The organism is Microvirga sp. jy35, from assembly GCF_056148915.1.
In genome coordinates, this window is record NZ_JBWBEW010000004.1 from 143,430 (window position 1) to 162,083 (window position 18,654).

Annotated in this window: 19 protein-coding genes; 11 read left to right on the plus strand and 8 right to left on the minus strand. The window is 64.4% G+C overall.

Translation table 11 applies throughout. The annotated features are described in order from the left end of the window. Positions 1–157: 157 nt before the first annotated feature. The 5 genes from AC0QTX_RS05530 to AC0QTX_RS05550 all read left to right on the plus strand — a co-directional run bounded on the left by AC0QTX_RS05530 (position 158) and on the right by AC0QTX_RS05550 (position 3,807). Positions 158–1,294: an ABC transporter substrate-binding protein gene (locus AC0QTX_RS05530; RefSeq protein WP_474602827.1), complete on the plus strand. Its 1,137-nt coding sequence runs from the start codon at positions 158–160 to the stop codon at positions 1,292–1,294. Between the two features lie 4 nt (positions 1,295–1,298). Then, positions 1,299–2,363 (plus strand): FecCD family ABC transporter permease, encoded by a 1,065-nt coding sequence (locus AC0QTX_RS05535; RefSeq protein ID WP_474602828.1) that lies wholly within the window; start codon positions 1,299–1,301, stop codon positions 2,361–2,363. Further along, the gene (locus AC0QTX_RS05540) at positions 2,357–3,127 is read left to right on the plus strand and encodes an ABC transporter ATP-binding protein (RefSeq protein ID WP_474602829.1); all 771 of its coding nucleotides are present in this window, start codon (positions 2,357–2,359) and stop codon (positions 3,125–3,127) included. The genes AC0QTX_RS05535 and AC0QTX_RS05540 overlap by 7 nt, the downstream gene beginning before the upstream one ends. Positions 3,128–3,239: 112 nt before the next feature. After that, positions 3,240–3,488, plus strand: a complete 249-nt coding sequence (locus AC0QTX_RS05545; protein ID WP_474602830.1) for a PilZ domain-containing protein — start codon at positions 3,240–3,242, stop codon at positions 3,486–3,488. Positions 3,489–3,540: 52 nt separating this feature from the next. Continuing rightward, complete coding sequence (locus AC0QTX_RS05550; RefSeq protein ID WP_474602831.1) at positions 3,541–3,807, plus strand: DUF7696 family protein; 267 nt, start codon at positions 3,541–3,543, stop codon at positions 3,805–3,807. 386 nt (positions 3,808–4,193) lie between these two features. On the opposite strand, the gene AC0QTX_RS05555 is transcribed toward AC0QTX_RS05550, so the two are convergent. Beyond that, a complete protein-coding gene (locus AC0QTX_RS05555; RefSeq protein ID WP_474602832.1) occupies positions 4,194–4,451 on the minus strand; it encodes a hypothetical protein in 258 nt (85 codons plus the stop codon). 148 nt (positions 4,452–4,599) lie between these two features. Next, positions 4,600–4,842: a DUF3297 family protein gene (locus tag AC0QTX_RS05560; protein WP_474602833.1), complete on the minus strand. Its 243-nt coding sequence runs from the start codon at positions 4,840–4,842 to the stop codon at positions 4,600–4,602. Between the two features lie 311 nt (positions 4,843–5,153). On the opposite strand from AC0QTX_RS05560, the gene kynA reads away from it, so the two are divergent. Together kynA and AC0QTX_RS05570 are read left to right on the plus strand one after the other, a co-directional pair. After that, the gene (gene kynA / locus AC0QTX_RS05565) at positions 5,154–5,978 is read left to right on the plus strand and encodes a tryptophan 2,3-dioxygenase (protein WP_474602834.1); all 825 of its coding nucleotides are present in this window, start codon (positions 5,154–5,156) and stop codon (positions 5,976–5,978) included. 16 nt (positions 5,979–5,994) lie between these two features. Next, positions 5,995–7,188, plus strand: coding sequence for an aminotransferase class V-fold PLP-dependent enzyme (locus AC0QTX_RS05570; RefSeq protein ID WP_474602835.1), 1,194 nt, complete (start codon positions 5,995–5,997; stop codon positions 7,186–7,188). Between the two features lie 3 nt (positions 7,189–7,191). Here the strand turns inward: AC0QTX_RS05570 and AC0QTX_RS05575 are convergent, their stop codons facing one another. From AC0QTX_RS05575 to AC0QTX_RS05585, 3 genes are all read right to left on the minus strand, one after another. Further along, positions 7,192–8,172, minus strand: coding sequence for an aldo/keto reductase (locus AC0QTX_RS05575; RefSeq protein ID WP_474602836.1), 981 nt, complete (start codon positions 8,170–8,172; stop codon positions 7,192–7,194). A gap of 98 nt (positions 8,173–8,270) precedes the next feature. Further along, positions 8,271–8,516 carry a hypothetical protein gene (locus tag AC0QTX_RS05580; RefSeq protein WP_474602837.1) on the minus strand — a complete coding sequence of 82 codons (246 nt, stop codon included), beginning with the start codon at positions 8,514–8,516 and terminating at the stop codon, positions 8,271–8,273. Between the two features lie 79 nt (positions 8,517–8,595). Beyond that, complete coding sequence (locus AC0QTX_RS05585) at positions 8,596–9,723, minus strand: ADYC domain-containing protein (RefSeq protein WP_474602838.1); 1,128 nt, start codon at positions 9,721–9,723, stop codon at positions 8,596–8,598. Positions 9,724–9,968: 245 nt separating this feature from the next. Here AC0QTX_RS05585 and AC0QTX_RS05590 point away from each other — a divergent pair, with 245 nt between their 5' ends. Next, on the plus strand, positions 9,969–10,442 hold the full coding sequence (locus AC0QTX_RS05590; RefSeq protein ID WP_474602839.1) for an AAC(3)-I family aminoglycoside N-acetyltransferase: 474 nt from the start codon (positions 9,969–9,971) through the stop codon (positions 10,440–10,442). A 23-nt stretch (positions 10,443–10,465) separates the two neighbouring features. Here the strand turns inward: AC0QTX_RS05590 and AC0QTX_RS05595 are convergent, their stop codons facing one another. Next, positions 10,466–11,644, minus strand: coding sequence for a BaiN/RdsA family NAD(P)/FAD-dependent oxidoreductase (locus tag AC0QTX_RS05595; protein ID WP_474602840.1), 1,179 nt, complete (start codon positions 11,642–11,644; stop codon positions 10,466–10,468). Between the two features lie 308 nt (positions 11,645–11,952). Here AC0QTX_RS05595 and AC0QTX_RS05600 point away from each other — a divergent pair, with 308 nt between their 5' ends. Beyond that, positions 11,953–12,390 carry a YqaA family protein gene (locus AC0QTX_RS05600; RefSeq protein WP_474602841.1) on the plus strand — a complete coding sequence of 146 codons (438 nt, stop codon included), beginning with the start codon at positions 11,953–11,955 and terminating at the stop codon, positions 12,388–12,390. On the opposite strand, the gene AC0QTX_RS05605 is transcribed toward AC0QTX_RS05600, so the two are convergent. Both AC0QTX_RS05605 and AC0QTX_RS05610 read right to left on the minus strand, forming a co-directional pair. Further along, the gene (locus AC0QTX_RS05605) at positions 12,387–12,623 is read right to left on the minus strand and encodes a hypothetical protein (RefSeq protein WP_474602842.1); all 237 of its coding nucleotides are present in this window, start codon (positions 12,621–12,623) and stop codon (positions 12,387–12,389) included. The two genes, AC0QTX_RS05600 and AC0QTX_RS05605, sit on opposite strands and share 4 nt — an antisense overlap. Positions 12,624–12,670: 47 nt before the next feature. After that, complete coding sequence (locus AC0QTX_RS05610; protein ID WP_474602843.1) at positions 12,671–13,273, minus strand: cation efflux transmembrane domain-containing protein; 603 nt, start codon at positions 13,271–13,273, stop codon at positions 12,671–12,673. Between the two features lie 240 nt (positions 13,274–13,513). Here AC0QTX_RS05610 and ilvD point away from each other — a divergent pair, with 240 nt between their 5' ends. Beyond that, a complete protein-coding gene (gene ilvD, locus AC0QTX_RS05615) occupies positions 13,514–15,343 on the plus strand; it encodes a dihydroxy-acid dehydratase (RefSeq protein WP_474602844.1) in 1,830 nt (609 codons plus the stop codon). A gap of 413 nt (positions 15,344–15,756) precedes the next feature. After that, the gene (locus AC0QTX_RS05620; protein WP_474602845.1) at positions 15,757–18,561 is read left to right on the plus strand and encodes an autotransporter family protein; all 2,805 of its coding nucleotides are present in this window, start codon (positions 15,757–15,759) and stop codon (positions 18,559–18,561) included. The last annotated feature ends 93 nt before the right edge of the window (positions 18,562–18,654 follow it).

Consider the following 18,654-nt stretch of genomic DNA (forward strand, 5'->3'; position numbering starts at 1 on the left):
AGAGGTCAAACTAGAACTGTTTTAAACTGTAGAATAGAATTATTAAAAACTGGAGTTTTACTGTTTCTAATTAAAGTAATTCTAAAAGATATCGCTTGCGTGACTATCGGATCGAACCTAGGAGAGGCCCGCTTTCTCAATTGCTGCGAGGCGCATCATGCAACTCTCCAAACTGGTATTCGGTGCCGCCCTGGCACTCGTCGGGCTACTGCCCGCTCCTTCTCATGCCGCCGACAAGATCACCGTGACGGACATCACCGGCCGCAGGGTCGAGGTGCGGGCGCCGGTCGAGAAGGTCATCCTCGGCGAAGGCCGGCAGATGTATTTCGTCGCCACCCTCGACACGGACCAGCCGTTCAAGCGCGTCGTCGGCTGGCGCGACGACCTGCAGAAGGCCGATCTCGACGGCTACAAGGATTATCTCGCCAAGTATCCGCAGATCGAAAAGATTCCGACCTTCGGCGGCTTCAAGGAAGGCACCTTCGACGTGGAGCAGGCGGTCGCGCTCAAGCCCGACGTGATCCTCCTCAACATCGAGGCGAAGACCGCCACCGACGACGCCAAGCTCATCGAGAAGCTCGCCAAGATCGACATCCCGGTGGTGTTCGTCGACTTCCGCGAGAAGCCCTTCGAGAACACCGATCCGAGCATGCGCCTCATCGGCAAGCTGTTCGGCAAGGAGGCGCGCGCTGAAGAGTTCATCGCGTTCCGAAAAGCACAGATCGATCTCGTGACCGAGCGCCTCGCCAAGGCCAATCCCGCAAAGCCTCTGGTGATGGTGGAGCGCGCCGGCGGCTATTCGGACGATTGCTGCATGTCCTTCGGCAATGAGAACTTCGGCAAGTTCGTCGAGGTGGCCGGCGGCCAGAACATGGCTGCCAAGATCATCCCCGGCACCTTCGGGGTCGTGAACCCCGAGCAGATCATCGCGGCCAATCCCGATCACGTCATCGTCACGGGCTCGAACTGGGAGCTTTATGTGCCCGGCGGCGCCTGGGTCGGCGTCGGCTCCGGCGCGGACAAGGCGAAGGCGAGAACCAAGCTCGCCGGCCTGATGAAGCGTCCCGCCTATACCGGCGTGAAGGCCGTGAAGGACAACCGGGTCCACGCGATCTGGCACCAGTTCTACAACAGCCCGTACCAGTTCATCGCCATCCAGGCCATGGCCAAGTGGCTGCACCCGGAGCTGTTCAAGGATGTGGACCCCGACGCAACCATGAAGACGCTCTACGAGCGCTTCCTGCCCGTGCCCTACAAGACCGGCTACTGGGTCTCCCTCTCCGACAAGGAATAGGCTCTTGGCCCACTCCCCTGCCATTGCCGTGGACAAAGGACGCGGTGCCTACCGCGTCCTCGTGCACCGCAAGAAGCTCGTGCTTCTTGCGCTCGCCGTCGTTCTCGTTCTCTCCGTGATCGCCGATCTGGGTCTGGGTCCCGCACGCTATTCCATGCACGAGGTCGTGCTGGCCCTGATGGGTTCGGCGGAGGTCTCGCAGCAGATCAGCGTCGTGATCTGGGACATCCGCATGCCGGTGGCGCTCATGGCTGTTGTGGTCGGCGCAGCGCTCTCCGCGGCCGGCGCGCAGATGCAGACGATCCTCAACAATCCGCTTGCCAGCCCCTTCACGCTCGGCATCTCGGCAGCCGCGAGCTTCGGCGCCTCGGTCGCCCTCGTGTTCGGCATCGGCTTCCTGCCATGGGCCATCGACTACGTGGTGTCGTTGAACGCATTGCTCATGGCGATGGCAGCGGCCCTGTTCATCCATTTCATGAGCCAGCAGCGCGGCGTCACCGTCGAGACCATCGTGCTCCTCGGCATCACCCTCGTCTTCACCTTCAATGCGCTTCTGGCCCTGGTGCAGTATCTCGCCTCGGAGCAGGCTTTGTCCGCAGTCGTCTTCTGGACCATGGGGAGCCTGACCCGCGCCACCTGGCCGAAGCTTGCCATCACCACGGCCGTCGTTGCTGTGTCCCTCCCCCTCTTCATGCGCCGCGCCTGGGCGCTCACCGCATTGCGCCTCGGCGACGACAAGGCGGCGAGCTTCGGGGTCAATGTGCGCTGGCTCAGGCTCGAGACCATGATGATCATCAGCCTGCTCGCCGCCGTGCCGGTGGCGTTCGTGGGCACCATCGGGTTCATCGGGCTCGTGGGCCCGCACATCGCCCGCATGCTGGTGGGCGAGGATCAGCGCTATTTCCTGCCTGCTTCCGTTCTGTCCGGCGCGGCGATCCTCTCGCTCACCTCGGTCGTCAGCAAGTCCATCGTGCCCGGCACGATCTTTCCCATCGGCATCATCACGGCGCTTGTCGGCGTGCCGTTCCTCTTCAGCCTGATCATGTCCACCCGGAGGCGCGCATGGTAGCGACCCTGCAACTCACCGATGTCGGCGTTCTCTACGGCAAGCAGGAGGTGCTCTCCGGCGTCACCACGCCGGCGCTGAAAGGCGGCGAGGTCACCGCCGTGATCGGGCCGAATGCCGCCGGCAAGTCGAGCCTGTTCCGGCGCATCGCCGGCCTGCTCGACGGACCGGGCGACATTCGCGTCGACGATGGTGCATCGAGCGCGCACGCGAGCCATGTCTGCTACATGCCGCAGGACACCTCCGTGAATACGGTTCTGACGGTGTACGAATCCGTTCTGCTCGCGCGCAAGCAGGGTACGCCGCGCAAGGTCACGGACGAGGATCTGCAGGAGGTCGACCGCGTCCTCTTCAACCTGCGGATCGAGCCGATTGCCTTCAAGGGCCTCAACGAGCTCAGCGGCGGTCAGCGGCAGCTGGTGTCGCTTGCCCAGGTCCTTGTGCGCGAACCGAAGATCCTCCTGCTCGACGAGCCGACGAGCGCCCTCGATCTGCACAGGCAGGTGGAGGTCCTGGCGCTGATCCGCTCGCTTGCCCGCGAACGGGAGATCTGCGTGGTGCTCGCCATCCACGATCTCAACCAGGTGCTGCGCGTCGCCGATCGGGTCATGGTGATCGATGCCGGCACCATGGTGACCTGCGGCCCGGTGGACACGGTGATCACCCCCACCCTCCTGCAGAACATCTATCGGGTGGACGGGCGGATTGAGCGCTGCTCGCGCCTGTGCCCGCACGTGATCATCGACGGGCCGCTCGGGCACGCGTGAGATGTGGCGTCATCGATCGATAGGGCGGGCGGGAACTGGATAGCCTCGCGCCAGCCCGCCTGCTTATAACGGATCCCTCACGAATCATGGGATCCCGTGCATGACCCCTGGAATGCCTGAACGCCGATCGGACGAACGCTTCGCCACCGTGCTCGCAGGGTGGATCGGCGATCCGGACCGGAAGACCCGCATCGAGTGCTCCGTCTGGGACCTGTCGCAATCCGGCGTGCGCCTTGTGATCTCCCCTCCCGCCGATATCCCCCTGGAATTCGAGCTTCAGATCCCCGATGCCGGCGCAACAGCCAAGGCGCGGCTGATCTGGACGGATGGAACTCACTACGGGGCGCGGTTTACAAGTTGAGGGAGCGGCTTCGCTCAACGCTCTCTTCACCTCTTGATGCCATGCTGACCGCATGACCTACTCCCGTGACACGACAGCCATCTCCGAACTCACCGGCCAGCCCGTCAGCACCTGGTCCGAGGAGTGGCGGATCGAGACGGAAGCTCGGACCCTGCTGAAGATGTCCAAGGAGCAAAGGGACGCCTTCTTCAACGGCAGGAAGGATGCGGATGGAAAAACGATGGATCGCGGGGTCATCGCCATCCGAGGACCGAAGGCGGCCGAGGACATCAAAGCCACCATGGAGCGGCTGCAGGCGATGCGAAGCGCGCCCAAGTAACGGACCCTATTCCTAGTAATAAAAAGAAAAGGGCCACGCCCAGTCCTATTGTTTGACTGTGTTCGCGACCCTTGCAACCGTATTTGCCCCTACGGTTAACCCGGGATAAACCATCATCCGGGGCCAATCAAGGCCTAATAGTTCGCAAATAAACGATCATTTGCGTCAGAATATCACATATGCTCTCTTGACATGCTCAATTGGCGCAACGATTGGTCACACTTTAGCCGGATTACTCTACGAATAGAGAGGCTCACGACCTTTATTTGCCCCTACGGGTCGGACCTTGAAGCGCCCCTCTCAAGAGCGGGCGCTTCCTTTTTGGGCCTGCCTATGATTCGTGATTCGACAGGACGCTCGTATCGGGCCGTTCGTCGGGAGTTCCTCTACGAGGCACCCTGCGGAGCAAAGAAGCAGATAATGGCCCGGGTCCTCGGCTCTTCGCAGAGGTGGAACTTGGCATCCGGCGACATCTTGGCATGCTCGCGGCCGATGAGGCGCCCGTCCCAGAGCCGCCAGCCATCGGCGGTTTCCGTCACCGTCTCTCCCCGGGCTTCGATGAGTTCACGGCAATCATGCTCGCCGCAGCACCATGCCGGATACCAGTCATGAGCGAAGGCCGGCCCGGCGAGCATGCAAGCCATCGCAACGATACCTAGAGCCTTCGCAGAGGCCATTCAGGACAAGCCTTTCCGAGGCTCCGGCCCCTATTGACGACTTGATCCTCATCTTGGGGCGCGCGCTATGGCGCGTCTAGCCCTGCCCCAACGGCAGGGCTAGACACGCGAATGCCTATTCCTGGGTCTTGAGGTAGGGCTCGACCTTGCCCTTGAGCTTGATGGTCATCGGATTGCCGAAGCGGTCCTTCGCAGCCCCGGCGGTGACCCGGACCCAGCCCTCGCTCACGCAGTACTCGTCCACATTGGTCTTCTCGGCCCCGTTGAAGCGGATGCCGATCCCCTTCGCCAGCAGTTCCTCGTCGTAATGGGGGCTGTCCGGGTTGGAAGACAGGCGGTCGGGAAGCGTGGCGGTCATGCGAGAGTCTCTCCATGAGGGATCGTTCAGGGGCGGCAACCTACCGCCTCAGGGGCGGAAAGCCAATTCCGGGTAGAGCATCGTGCGGACCCAGAGGGCCACGTCAGTGAAAAGTGGACCCGGTTTTCCGCCAAGAACGATGCTCTCATTTATGAAAGAAGCATCGGATGGATCCCAAAAGTGCATTCCACTTTCGGGTCCGATGCTTTAGCCGACGTGACAAGCCCGCTGCAATGTCCTACTTTCGTTGTAGGCCCCTACGGCAGGACGATAATCCGCATCGAAGCGGAAGACATCAGGGAGAGAAAGACTTGTCGGCAGCGACAGACGGGATCCACACCGATTTTTCCGAAGGGATGAGCTATGGAGACTATCTCCAGCTCGACACCCTCCTCTCCGCCCAGTCCCCCTTGACCTCCGAGCACGACGAGCTCCTCTTCATCACCATCCATCAGGTGATGGAGCTGTGGCTGAAGCTCCTGAACCGGGAGCTCGACACCGCACTGGCTCATATCCGGGCCGACGAGCTCCAGCCCGCCTTCAAGTGCACGGCCCGCATCAACCGGATCCAGGAGCAGCTGATCCAGGCCTGGACGGTGCTCTCCACCATGACACCCTCGGACTATCTCAGCTTCCGGCCGGCGCTCGGCAAATCCTCCGGCTTCCAGTCCTGGCAGTACCGGCTCGTCGAGTTCAAGCTCGGCGCCAAGGACGCGGTGAAGATGGCGCCGCACCGGCACCGGGGCGACCTCGCCGAGCAGCTCGAGGCGGCCTATCGGGCGCCGGGCCTCTACGACGAAGCCTTACGCCTGCTGGCCCGCCGCGGCTATTCCGTTCCCGCCGAGGTGCTGGAGCGGGACGTGACGCAAGCTTACACGGCGCATCCCGGCGTCGAGGCGATCTGGGAGGAGATCTACCGCCACGCGGGCGAGCACTTCGATCTCTACGAGCTGGCCGAGGAGCTGGTCGATCTGGAGGACGCGTTCCAGCAATGGCGCTTCCGGCACATGAAGACGGTCGAGCGCATCATCGGCATGCGCAGCGGCACCGGCGGCAGCAGCGGCGTCGGCTACCTGCGCAAGGCGCTGGAAAGATACTTCTTCCCTGAACTCTGGTCCGTGCGCGGCAAGCTTTAATCAGGTTGAGAGCACCATGCTTGATCTTCGCTCCCAGTTCTCCCGCTTCCTCAACACCGAGCCCGACCGCCTGCATTTCGCGGCCCACAGCCATCATCCCTGGCCCGACGTGACGCGCGAGGCGCAGCTGCAGGCCTGGGACGATGCCGCCCGCCTGATGGACGACAAGTGGGAGCACATTCTGGGCCCGGTGCTCGACGAGTTCCGCGGCCATGTGGCCGGGCATCTCAACCTGCCGGATCCTTCCACCATCACGGTGGCGCCGAACACGCACGAACTCCTGAAGCGCATCCTCTCCTGCTTTCCCGCCGATCGCCCGATCCGCATTCTCACCTCCGACGGCGAGTTCCACTCCTTCACGCGGCAGATCGCGCGGTTGGAGGAAGAGCGGCTCGTGTCCGTCACTCGTGTGCCGGCAGAGCCTTTCGCCAGCTTCGAGGATCGCTTCCACGCGGCCGCTCAGGCGGGCTACGATCTCGTCTTCGTCAGCCAGGTGTTCTTCAATTCCGGCTTCGCCCTGGACGGGCGCCACCTCGCGGAGTGCAACCGCGACGGCGCGATGATCGTGATCGACGGCTATCACGGCTTCATGGCTCGGCCGACGGATCTCGGCAGCATCGCGGATCGCGTGTTCTACATTGCCGGCGGCTACAAATATGCCATGGCCGGCGAAGGCGCGTGCTTCATGCATTGCCCGCCCGGCTGGGGCGTTCGCCCGCGCGACACCGGCTGGTACGCCGCCTTCGGCAACCTCACGAACGCGCAGGGCGGACAGGTGGGCTACAGCGAGGACGGCTGGCGCTTCATGGGCGCCACCTTCGATCCCACAGGCCTTTATCGCTTCAACGCCGTGATGCGCTGGCTCGCGGACGAGGGCATCACGCCGGGGATCATCCATGCCCATGCCAAGGCGCTGCAGCAGCATTTCCTGCGCCGCGTCGGCAGCTCGGCCCTGTTCGAGCACGCCTCGCCCCTGGTGCCGGCAGACGAGACGCGTCGCGGCAATTTTCTCACCTTCCAGACGTCCGCCGCGCAAGCCATCCATGACGACCTGAAGCAGCTGCGCGTGGTGACCGACGTGCGCGGCCAGCGCCTGCGCCTTGGCTTCGGCATCTACCAGACCGAGGAAGAGGTGGACGATCTCGTCCGCCGCATCGACGAGGCCGGAGCGCTGGAGTCCCTGTCCGCGAACGCCTCGTCGGCGGCGTGAGGATCAGAGCCCCAGCATCCGCATTCCAGGCTCGGGATAGCGCGTTCCGGCCGCCGCACCCGGCGGGATGATGCGGCCGATGCGTGCGAGATCATCCTTCGTGAGGCTCACGTCGAGAGCCCCCGCATTCTCCTCCAAATAGGGGCGGCGCTTGGTGCCGGGGATCGGCACGATGTCGCTGCCTTGTGCCAGCACCCAGGCGAGCGCGAGCTGAGAGGGCGCGCAGCCCTTCTCGCGCGCCATGGCTTCGATCTCGCGCACGAGGTCGAGGTTCTTCTGGAAATTGTCTCCTTGAAAGCGCGGCGAGTTGCGGCGGAAATCGTCCTCCGCGAGATCGTCCACGCTTTTGATCTGCCCGGTGAGAAAGCCGCGGCCGAGCGGCGAATAGGGCACGAAGCCGATGCCGAGTTCGCGCACGGTGGGCAGGATCTCATCCTCCGGGTCGCGGCTCCACAGCGAGTACTCCGTCTGCAACGCTGCGATCGGGTGAACCGCGTGAGCGCGGCGGATGGTCTGGGGCCCGGCTTCCGAGAGGCCGAGATAGCGCACCTTGCCCTGGCGCACGAGATCCGCCATGGCGCCGACCGTGTCCTCGATCGGCGTCTCTGGATCGACGCGGTGCTGATAGTAGAGATCGATCACGTCGACCTTCAGCCGCTTCAAGCTCGCCTCGCAGGCCTGACGCACGTAGTCGGGCTTGCCGCTGATGCCGAGGCGCTCGCCATTGGGTCCGCGCACGTTGCCGAACTTGGTGGCGAGCACGACCTTGCCGCGCCGGTCCGCGATGGCGCGGCCGACCAGCTCCTCGTTGCGGCCCACGCCGTACATGTCGGCGGTGTCGAGGAAGGTGACGCCGAGCTCGATCGCGCGGTGGATGGTGGCGATGGACTCAGCCTCGTCGCCGCTGCCGTAGAATTCCGACATGCCCATGCAACCCAGACCGAGGGCCGACACCTGCAACTGACCGAGCTGACGCTGCTGCATGGAGATCTCCGATTGAATGCATGAGGATGCCGCCGCACATATGGCGGGGTGGGACATCAACTGGACCTGCTCCGCTCGGTTTCAAGCGCTGAGGATCGTCACACGGCCGCTTCGGCCAGCATCAGGACGATGCCGAGCGCAACGAGCGCGATGCTGGGCCAGTGGTGCTTGGGATGAAAGGCGCGCACCCGTCCTTGCGGCTCCAGGGTGGTCCCCGCACCTGCCGAACCCATCCGGTGCGCATCGCTCAGGCGTCCCTTCCGGAGCACCTGGCCTGCCGCCACCACAATCCCGGCGATGATGAGCAGAGCGCCGATCCAGATGAGGACCATGCCTGATTGCATGGAACCCTCCCCGATGTAAGACCCGATGCTGGACAGCATAGCACGACCGGAGCCATGAGCCCAGAAATGGAGCGCTTGGTCAGCGGACGGTAAGGGCCGAGCGGTTGAAGAGAAGTGCGTCCGGATGGTTGCGCATCGCCTCTTCCGTGCAAGCCTCGGGTCCCAAGCGGCCGCTGAGGGCTGGATAGCGTTGCGCCAGGGCGTCCAGGCTGACGTTCTCCGCAATACGCGGATGCGCCACGCAGAGGGCGCCGCTCCTGCCCCAGGCTGCCTCGAACGGCAACGGGTCGGTGGCTTCCGGCATCTGGATTCCGAAGCGGTCATAGACGTCGATGATCGTGCCGTCACGGGTGGTCGCATGATCGTCGCCGCCGTAATCGGCGCGCACCATGTGAACACAGGCGGCATGAAGGTCCCGCATCGGCACATCGGCTCGGACATCCCAAGGCCGGTAGCCCATCAGAATGCACTTGCCTTCCGCGCCGCTGGTGCAGGTGAAGGCGATCCCTGCTCCCTTGAAGAGCGGCAGCCCTAGGCGTCGCCCGCGGGAATCGGGCTTACAAACATCATACGGTGCATGACCATCAGCCTCCTCCACGAGAAGCCGGTAGAGCACGAGCGGCTCCTGTGAGACCGTCTTTTCCTCCTGTACGGAGTCGATCAGAACCTGAACGGTCTGCCCTCCGCTGTCGATCACCACGCGGGCGCCGACAAGAGCCTCACGGGCGAGCACGCGCCCATCCTCGAGGCGCAGACGGAACTCGCCTCCATCGACCTCGAGGCGGCCGCCCGCGGCCTGCGCGACGTCAGGCATGAGGAAGATCCCCAGAGCCGAGATGAGGAAGCTAAACGGTTCGAACACGATGGGGAGTCCCCGATGAAGACCCCCGCCTGCTGGCAGGCGAAGGTCCTCCCTTTGGGATTGTTTGAGGGTGACACGCTCGCCATCCTTCAGGATGACGGTGGTGGCATGGCCGACGGTGTCATCAAGGGCTGTTCCATTGAACGCGAGACCATTGATATTCCGGCCATTCATGTTGCGCCCATTGAAGGTGAGACCATTCAGGTTTCCTCCATTCAAGCCGCCGCCGTTGATGTTGCGGCCATTGATGTTCCGGCCATTGTCCAGCGTCAGTGCGTCGGCCTCCGGGGAGGCAAGAAGTCCTGACGCCATGACGAAGGGCAGAGCGTAGAGAGTCTTCATCATCGAATGCTCCTCTAAGCCCCCATTGTCGAAGGTGTCCTTACTGGATCTTGTCATTGCAACTTTATATCAATGAATGGCATGCCGACCTCAATGAACCTTGGGTTGAAAAGCTTCCTATCGGAAAGGTCCTGTGTCCTGGCGCACATGCAAGGGATTGAGGCCTCGGCGGCCTAGATCGGCCGCGCAAAGCCGGATGCCCGCGTCGAGGGGCTCAACCGCGGCCGCAATCGTGCTATCCTCGGGCCATGCTCTCGCCAGCCGTCACGCTCCGCCGCCTCAGGCCAACAGACGTTCCCATTCTTCGCAGGCTGAACGCCTTGTTCGGCGAGGCTTTTGCTGACCCCGAGACCTACGCGGGGGAGCAGCCTGACGATGCCTACCTGGAGGGGCTGCTCGCGAAGGAGCACGTCTTCGCCGTGGTGGCGTTGGCCGGGGAAAATGTCTTGGGGGGGCTCGTGGCCTATGAACTCGACAAGTTCGAGCAGGCGCGGCGCGAGGTGTACATCTATGATCTTGCCGTCAGTGCGGAGCATCGGCGGCAGGGCATCGCGACCGCTCTCATCGAGCACCTGCGCGGGATCGCCGCGGAGCGTGGCGCATGGGTGATCTATGTGCAGGCGGATTACGGCGACGACCCGGCCATCGCGCTTTACGAGAAGCTCGGGACTCGCGAAGAGGTGCTGCAGTTCGATATCGCGACGGAACCCGCATCCCGCTGATGCGGCAGGAACTGGCGCAGACGTCAGGCCGCCTGGCCCGCGCACCAGCCCGAGGACCAGGCCCACTGGAAATTGTAGCCGCCGAGCCAGCCGGTGACGTCCACCACCTCGCCGATGAAGTAGAGGCCCGGCACCGCCTTGGCTTCCATGGTGCGGGAATCGAGCTCGCGGGTGTCGACGCCGCCCAGCGTCACCTCGGCGGTGCGGTAGCCCTCCGAGCCCGCCGGCTTGAAGCGCCACCGGTTCACCGCCTCCTCGATGGCGCGAAGGCGCTTGTCGGAATAATCCGCCAGATTTGCCAGTCCCTTCTCGCTCTCGGCGATGAGCTGCGCCAGGCGCTTGGGAAGGAACGCCGACAGGGCGGTCTGCAGGGCCTGCCGCCCGTTCTGCGCACGCGCGGCGCGCAGCTCCTCGAACAGGTTCACGCCCGGCAGCATGGTCAGGGCGATCTCGTCGCCCTCGCGCCAATAGGAGGAGATCTGCAGGATGGACGGGCCGCTCAAGCCGCGGTGGGTGAAGAGCAGCGCCTCGGCGAAACTGGTCTTGCCGCAGACTGCAACGGCGTCGACAGCAACACCTGCGAGGGGCGAGAGCCGCTCCAACAGGGTGGGCTCCAGGGTCAGGGGCACAAGCGCCGGCCGCGTCTCGACGAGCTTCAGGCCGAATTGCTGTGCGAGCTCATAACCGAAGCCGGTGGCGCCCATCTTCGGAATGGACTTGCCGCCGCTCGCCACCACGAGCGAACGGCACTGCACCGATCCCTGCGAGAGCCTGAGCGAAAAACCTTCGGGTGTCTTCTCGACGGATTGCACGGAGGTGGAGAGGCGAAGCTCCACGCTGGCCTGCCGCATCTCGTTGAGCAGCAGCTCGACGATCTGCTTCGACGAGCCGTCGCAGAACAACTGCCCAAGCGTCTTCTCGTGATAGGCGATGCCGTAACGCTCGACCAGGGCGATGAAGTCGGCTTGAGTGTAGCGGCGCAGCGCCGAAATGGCGAAGCTCGGGTTCTGCGAGATGAACTTCGCCGGCGCCGCATTCAGGTTGGTGAAGTTGCACCGTCCGCCGCCGGAGATGCGGATCTTCTCGCCGGGCTTGGCGGCATGGTCGATGACCAGCACGGATCGCCCGCGCTTGCCGGCCTCCGCCGCGCACATCATCCCGGCGGCGCCCGCGCCGATCACGATAACGTCGAACTGATCCAAGGGAAATCTTCCTGAGGGCCTTGAAGGCTGCAACGAAACGGTTCAGCCGATTGCCTTCGGCGTCACAATGAGCCGTAGGTATTCAGGTTGGCGGATCGATGCAAGCGGCTCACGATTGCGCCAGCGCGGGAAGCATGCCAACGCTCCTAGAGCATCGGACCCAAAAGTGGACCCACTTTTGGGATTCTATCCGATGCTTCAACTCTTGGCTGGCGCATCGTTGAATGCGGAAAACCGGATCCACTTTTCCGCACGATGCGCTAGCGTTAGGCCCTCACGCTGCTTTTCCCCACCGGTCATCCTGCCTCATGCCGCATCTTGCCGAACACGGCGCCCTGTTCGCCGCCGCCTTCCTGTCGGCCACGATCTTCCCGTTCCAGTCGGAAGCCGTACTGTTCGCGATGCTCGTGGCCGAGCACTACACCTGGTGGGTGCTCATTCTGGTGGCGAGCGTGGCCAATATTTTAGGATCCGTCGTGAACTGGTTTCTCGGACGCTTCTTCGCCCATTTCGAGGATCGGCCCTGGTTTCCGGTGAAGCGCCACCAGATGGCCAAGGCCGAGGCCTGGTATCACCGCTACGGACGCTGGACCCTGCTGCTGAGCTGGGTGCCGGTCATCGGCGATCCGCTCACCATCGTTGCGGGGCTGCTGCGGGAGCCCTTACGGGTCTTCATCCCGCTCGTGGCGCTGGCCAAGACCGGACGGTATCTCGCCGTGGGGGCCTTGAGCCTGGGCTGGGTTTAAGGCCCCTGCAGGCTCGACCAGATCTCTTCGAGATGCCGAGGCCCCAGCACGGCGCCTGAATTGGCGCGGATCACCGCTTCCATTCCGGCCGGCGCTTCGTTGTTCATGGCCCAATGCACGGCCTCCCGCAACGTCTTGAACTCTCGTACATCGCTGGGGTGGCCCTGGCCGGCCGTGCCGATGGGCTCGTATTGCAGATGGGCCGGGGCATCGAGTTCGTCTTTGGTCAGCATGGCGCGGTCCTGCTTTGTGAGGATGGGCTCAAGCAGGACAACGCACCTCAAGCTTCAGGCGTTTCAGCCCGGTGTTCCGCGCGAGCCTCTTCCCAGACCTCCCGCGCCGCATCGGCATTGATCGCCGCGATGCCGAGACCGACGATCAGGTCGGGCCACGCGGAGAGGGTGGCCGCCGTCACCAGCCCTGCGGCGACGATCGCCACATTGGCGAAGGCATCGTTGCGGGCGGACAGGAAGGCCGCCTTCGTGAGGCTGCCGCCGTGATAACGGTAGCGGGCGAGCAGGAGCGCGCAGGCGAGGTTGACCGCGAGAGCCCCTGCCCCGGCCAGCGACAGCGGCAAGGGCTCGGGTGGCACCGGGGCCTGGAACTTCTCCCAGGCCATCCAGAGGGTGGCAAGCCCTGGCACGAGGATGATGGCGGAGAGCAGCATCCCGACCCGGGCCCTCATCCTTGCCGTGAAGCTCAAGGCCAGGAGGATGAGGAGGTTGATGGAGGCGTCCTCCAGAAAATCGATGCTGTCGGCAAAGAGCGACACCGATCCGATGGCGAGCGCCACCGCGAACTCGATTCCGAAATAGCCAAGGTTGAGAGCCGCCACAATGGCGACCACCCGACGCAGGGATGGAATGGAGTGGTCGACGTTCATAGCGTCTTCGCTCCTGGGGGATACGGATCAGACGCCTTAGCCATAGGGGAATGTGTTTTGCAAGGCTCACCCGTCATGGCCGGGCTAGTCCCGGAGATGACCGCGTGAGCCTTATCAAGGACGGGAGCAGCCTTCAGCAATTCCATTGCGGCAATGCAGGCGCGACCACAAGGAATGGCAAATTTTCTTGCAAATTGCGCAATTTCAGATGAACAAGGCGCCACAGAATTAGGGGAAGTCATGCCAGCCTATCGTTCTCGCACCACCACCCACGGCCGCAACATGGCCGGCGCCCGCGGCCTCTGGCGGGCCACGGGCATGAAGGATTCCGATTTCGGCAAGCCGATCATCGCCGTGGTCAACTCCTTCACCCAGTTCGTGCCGGGCCACGTCCACCTGAAGGACCTCGGCCAGCTGGTGGCGCGGGAGATCGAGAAGGCGGGCGGCGTTGCCAAGGAGTTCAACACCATCGCGGTGGATGACGGCATCGCCATGGGCCACGACGGCATGCTCTACTCTCTGCCCTCCCGCGAGCTGATCGCGGATTCCGTCGAGTACATGGTCAACGCCCATTGCGCCGACGCGATGGTGTGCATCTCGAACTGCGACAAGATCACCCCCGGCATGCTGATGGCCGCCATGCGCCTCAACATCCCGGTGGTGTTCGTTTCCGGCGGCCCGATGGAGGCGGGCAAGGTCGTGCTCAACGGCGTGACCAAGAAGCTCGACCTCGTGGACGCCATGGTGGCGGCCGCCGACGACAAGATCGCCGACGAGGACATCGAGGCCATCGAGCGCGCCGCCTGCCCCACCTGCGGCTCGTGCTCAGGGATGTTCACGGCCAATTCCATGAACTGCCTCACGGAGGCGCTCGGCCTGTCGCTGCCGGGCAACGGCTCGACGCTCGCCACCCACGCCGACCGCCGCCGCCTCTTCGTGGAAGCCGGCCACCTGATCGTCGATCTGGCCCGCCGCTATTACGAGCAGGACGATGCGAGCGTTCTTCCCCGCTCCATCGCCACCTTTGCGGCTTTCGAGAACGCCATGACCCTCGACATCGCCATGGGCGGATCGAGCAACACGGTGCTCCACCTCCTGGCCGCCGCCCACGAGGCGGAAGTCGATTTCACCATGGCGGACATCGACCGCCTGTCGCGCCGGGTGCCGGTGTTGTGCAAGGTCGCGCCCGCCATCGCCAACGTGCACATGGAGGACGTCCATCGCGCCGGCGGCATCATGGGCATCCTTGGTGAACTCGACCGGGCCGGGCTGCTCGACACCTCCATCCCGACCGTTCACGCGGAAAGCATGAAGTCGGCGCTCGATCGGTGGGACGTGCGGCGCACGAACTCCCATTCCATTCACGACTTCTTCCGCGCGGCCCCCGGCGGCGTGCCCACGCAAGTAGCCTTCAGCCAGGAAAGCCGCTACGACAGCGTCGACACGGACCGCGCCTCCGGCGTGATCCGCGATGCGGAGCATGCCTTCTCGAAGGATGGCGGCCTCGCCGTGCTCTCGGGCAACCTCGCCCTCGACGGCTGCATCGTGAAGACGGCGGGCGTCGACGAGAGCATCCTGGTGTTCTCCGGCCCGGCCATCGTCTTCGAGAGCCAGGACGACGCGGTGAGCGGCATCCTCAACGGCAAGGTCAAGGCCGGCGACGTGGTGGTCATCCGCTACGAGGGTCCGCGCGGCGGGCCCGGCATGCAGGAGATGCTCTACCCTACGAGCTACCTGAAATCGAAGGGCCTCGGAAAGGCCTGTGCGCTCATCACCGACGGGCGCTTCTCGGGCGGCACCTCGGGCCTGTCCATCGGCCACGCCTCGCCGGAAGCGGCCGAAGGCGGCACCATCGGCCTCGTGCAGGACGGCGACCGGATCGAGATAGACATTCCGAACAGGCGCATCCACCTGGCAGTGGACGACGCCGAGCTCGAGCGGCGCCGCACCGAACAGGAGGCCAAAGGCTGGCAGCCGGCCGCGCCTCGCAAGCGCAAGGTGTCGGCAGCCCTCAAGGCCTATGCCATGCTGGCGACCAGTGCTGCCAAGGGCGCCGTGCGGCAGATCTGATCGAGGGGCGCCCGGCCGTGGCAAGGCCGGGCTCCTCCTTCCGTTGATCGGCTTCCCTTGGAAGCCGTATTCGGGAGAAGTTTGCGCCGCCAGCTCTGGACTGGCTCCGGACGTCAAGCTCCACCGATTTCCGAGGCGGTCTAAGAATCAGGTCGATCATTCATGTGCGGAAACGCACATTGTTGGATGATCACCATCATTTTCTTTCCTGAGAATCATTTTCCTCCCTGAACGAAGAGTATTCGGACTGCAGGCTCCTCCTAGCTGAACCCGTTACACAATAACGGGTGGGAGGATGCGACATGTCGGACCGAGGCGACGCAGGGTCGGTTGTTTCAATTAGCCAGCAGCGGCCAAGCGCCGGTTCGGCCGAACCGGCAATCCCTTCTCTCTGCTGGCCATCCGCAGCAAGCGTGCTGGCCTTGACCCTTGCCGCAACGGCGTTCTCCGGTTCGGCGCATGCGGCCTGCACGTCGAGCGTCTCGGGCGGTCAGACGCGCGTGGTGTGTTCGGGCGCAACGACCAATCATTACTGGGCGACGGAGAACACGCCGTCCTCGGTCGATGTGCAGGCTGACACCGTAATGCAGACCAGCGAGACGGCCATCCGCGTGGAGGGAAACAGCACCGTCACGATCGCCAACGGCGCAACCATCACCGTCACCGGCGGCAATGGGGATCAGGCCTTCAACGCGATTTATGCGGAGGATAACGGCAGCACGATCACCAACAACGGCGCGGTCTCGACCACCCAGAACTCGGTGGACGGTCTCGAAGCCACGGGCAGCAGGAACACCCTCGTCAACACGGGGACCGTCTCGACCCAGGGGCGGTCATCGGAAGCGCTGATCGCGCGCGGCAACAGCAATACCCTGCGCAACAGCGGCACCCTCGAGACATCGGGCTCCTCCGCCCGAGGCATGATTGCGGAAGGCCACGACAACAGCTTCGTCAATTCAGGCACGATCCGCACCACAGGCGCCGGCGGTGAGGGCATCCGCGCCGATGGCGGCGGCACCACGTCACCCGCAAACAACGCCACCATCACCAACAGCGGCACCATCACGACCAGCGGCTACACGGCCGACGGCATCCGGCTGATCGGCAACGGCGGCACGGTCACGAACGAAGGCACGATCACCGCATCGGGGCTCGAGGCGCGGGGCATCAAGGTCGAGGGCAACGGCAACCGGGTCGAGAACCGCGGCACTGTGCAGGGCTTGGGCAGCGACGGCGAAGGTCTCTACATCATCAGCAATGCCGGTCAGACAAACACGGTGATCAACCGGGACGGCGGCACGATTGAAAGCCGTGACGAGGTGGCCGTGCGCGGCCGGCACGGATCGGAGGCCGTCGAGAATTTCGGCACGATCCGCACGCAAGCCGCGCAGGGCACGGCGGTCGACCTGGCTGGCGGCAACGACTCCTTCCTCATCGGCGCGAGTTCGAGGATCGAAGGCCATGTCCGCGCAGGCGCGGGCACGGACACGTTCCAGCTCGGCGGCCGGACGAATGCGACCTTCGACGTGCGCGAGATCGGCGCCACCGCCAGGTACCGTGAGTTCGAGCGGTTCGAGAAGGTCGACACCTCCACCTGGACTGCGCAGCACGACAACAACGCCGCCATGCCCTGGGCCGTGCGCGAGGGCACGCTCCTCGTGACCGGCAGCATGAGCGGATCGGACATGACCGTGCATCGGGGCGCAACGCTCGGCGGCACCGGCACCGTCGGCAGCATCGATGCGCTGCCGGGCAGCATCCTGTCTCCTGGCGTCGACGGGGCTGCGACCCGCGCAGGAATCGGCGACATCCGCACCCTGAACGTCAGGGGAGACGTGAACATCGCCGCCGGCACCACCTACCGGGTCGACCTCAACAACCGGTTCGAAAGCGACCGGATCGTGGCCGATGGCCGCGCCAGCATCCAGGGCGGCACGGTCGAAGTCCATGCGGAGCGGGCGACCTATTCGCCGGGGCGCTGGACGATCCTGACTGCGAGGCAGGGCGTGACAGGTCAGTTCAGCGACGTGGATGATCTGATCTTCTTCCAGCCGCTTCTGACCAAGGACGCCAACAACGTTTATCTCGAACTCCTCCCGATCTTCGGGCCCGGCCCCAATCCGGATCCCGGGCAGGACCCTGGAAACCCTAATCCCCGACCCGCCCCTCCCCTGCAGCCCGAGACCACGCCGCCGATCACGATCCTGCATCATGAGAACCTGTTCCGCGCGGCCATCCTCTGCCGCCTGCGCTGCTCGTCCTCCGATGCCATGGGGGCGGTTCCGTCCTTCGTGGCGATCGACTCGGTGCCGGTTCAATACACGGCGGACCTGCCCGGGCGGAACGCCCCGGCGGCTGCGCCGGTCGTGACGGCTCCGGCCTCGCGGGGAACCGGCTGGGGCGTATGGGGCAAGGTCCTCGGCTCCATCGGGCGCACCGATGCAACCCCGACCTCCGCCGCCATGGAGCGGACCACGGGCGGCATCGTAGTCGGGGTGGATGGCGGCCTCGGCACGCCCTATCGCCTCGGCATCGCGGCCGGATATCTTACTACGTCCTTCGACATCGACGCGGCGTCCGCTTCCGGCAACATCGACAGCTTCCACATCGGCGCCTACGGATCTGCCGCTTTCGGGGCCTGGACGCTGCGCGGGGGCGTGGCTTACGCCCACCACGAGATCGACCTTGCCCGTGGCGCCGTGGCCGGCCGCTTCCGCGGCGGCGAGACGGACACCTCCGCCGATTCCGTGCAGATCTTCGGGGAGGTCGGCTACACGTTCCGGCTGTCCGACCGCGTCACCCTGGAGCCGTTCCTGGGGCTCGCCCATGTGCATGTGAGCGGCCACGACATCGTGGAGAACGCGTCCCCGTTCCGGGCTACCGGCGAGGTGGCCTCCTTCGACACCACCTATTCCACCCTCGGTGCACGGGTTGTCGCCACGATGCCGACAAGCGCCGGGACCGTGACCTTCAAAGGCATGCTCGGCTGGCGCCATGCCTTCGGCGACGCTGCCCCCGAGGCACGCTTTGCCGTACAGGGCTTCCCCACGCCGTTCCTTGTGGTCGGCGCTCCCATCGACCGGGACAGCCTCGTGGTGGAGGCGGGCCTGAACTGGCAGGTGAGCGAGAATGTCACCGTCGGCCTCATGTACGACGGCGCCATCGGGCATCGCGACCAGGAGCATACGGTGCGCGGCAGCCTGAGCGTGAGGTTCTGAAGACCTGGGCAAGGCTGCGGTGGAAGAATCCGCCGCAGCCAAAAGCCTCAGGGCGCCGATCCCGCCTTGACGAAACAGTGTCGCCTGGAGTCC

Coding starts and splice junctions, on each gene's coding strand:
- AC0QTX_RS05530 (WP_474602827.1), top strand. CDS start 158: ATGCAACTCTCCAAACTGGTATTCGGTGCCGCCCTGGCACTCGTCGGG.
- AC0QTX_RS05540 (WP_474602829.1), top strand. CDS start 2,357: ATGGTAGCGACCCTGCAACTCACCGATGTCGGCGTTCTCTACGGCAAG.
- AC0QTX_RS05545 (WP_474602830.1), top strand. CDS start 3,240: ATGCCTGAACGCCGATCGGACGAACGCTTCGCCACCGTGCTCGCAGGG.
- AC0QTX_RS05550 (WP_474602831.1), top strand. CDS start 3,541: ATGACCTACTCCCGTGACACGACAGCCATCTCCGAACTCACCGGCCAG.
- AC0QTX_RS05555 (WP_474602832.1), bottom strand. CDS start 4,451: ATGGCTTGCATGCTCGCCGGGCCGGCCTTCGCTCATGACTGGTATCCG.
- AC0QTX_RS05560 (WP_474602833.1), bottom strand. CDS start 4,842: ATGACCGCCACGCTTCCCGACCGCCTGTCTTCCAACCCGGACAGCCCC.
- AC0QTX_RS05570 (WP_474602835.1), top strand. CDS start 5,995: ATGCTTGATCTTCGCTCCCAGTTCTCCCGCTTCCTCAACACCGAGCCC.
- AC0QTX_RS05575 (WP_474602836.1), bottom strand. CDS start 8,172: ATGCAGCAGCGTCAGCTCGGTCAGTTGCAGGTGTCGGCCCTCGGTCTG.
- AC0QTX_RS05580 (WP_474602837.1), bottom strand. CDS start 8,516: ATGCAATCAGGCATGGTCCTCATCTGGATCGGCGCTCTGCTCATCATC.
- AC0QTX_RS05585 (WP_474602838.1), bottom strand. CDS start 9,723: ATGATGAAGACTCTCTACGCTCTGCCCTTCGTCATGGCGTCAGGACTT.
- AC0QTX_RS05590 (WP_474602839.1), top strand. CDS start 9,969: ATGCTCTCGCCAGCCGTCACGCTCCGCCGCCTCAGGCCAACAGACGTT.
- AC0QTX_RS05600 (WP_474602841.1), top strand. CDS start 11,953: ATGCCGCATCTTGCCGAACACGGCGCCCTGTTCGCCGCCGCCTTCCTG.
- AC0QTX_RS05605 (WP_474602842.1), bottom strand. CDS start 12,623: ATGCTGACCAAAGACGAACTCGATGCCCCGGCCCATCTGCAATACGAG.
- AC0QTX_RS05610 (WP_474602843.1), bottom strand. CDS start 13,273: ATGAACGTCGACCACTCCATTCCATCCCTGCGTCGGGTGGTCGCCATT.
- ilvD (WP_474602844.1), top strand. CDS start 13,514: ATGCCAGCCTATCGTTCTCGCACCACCACCCACGGCCGCAACATGGCC.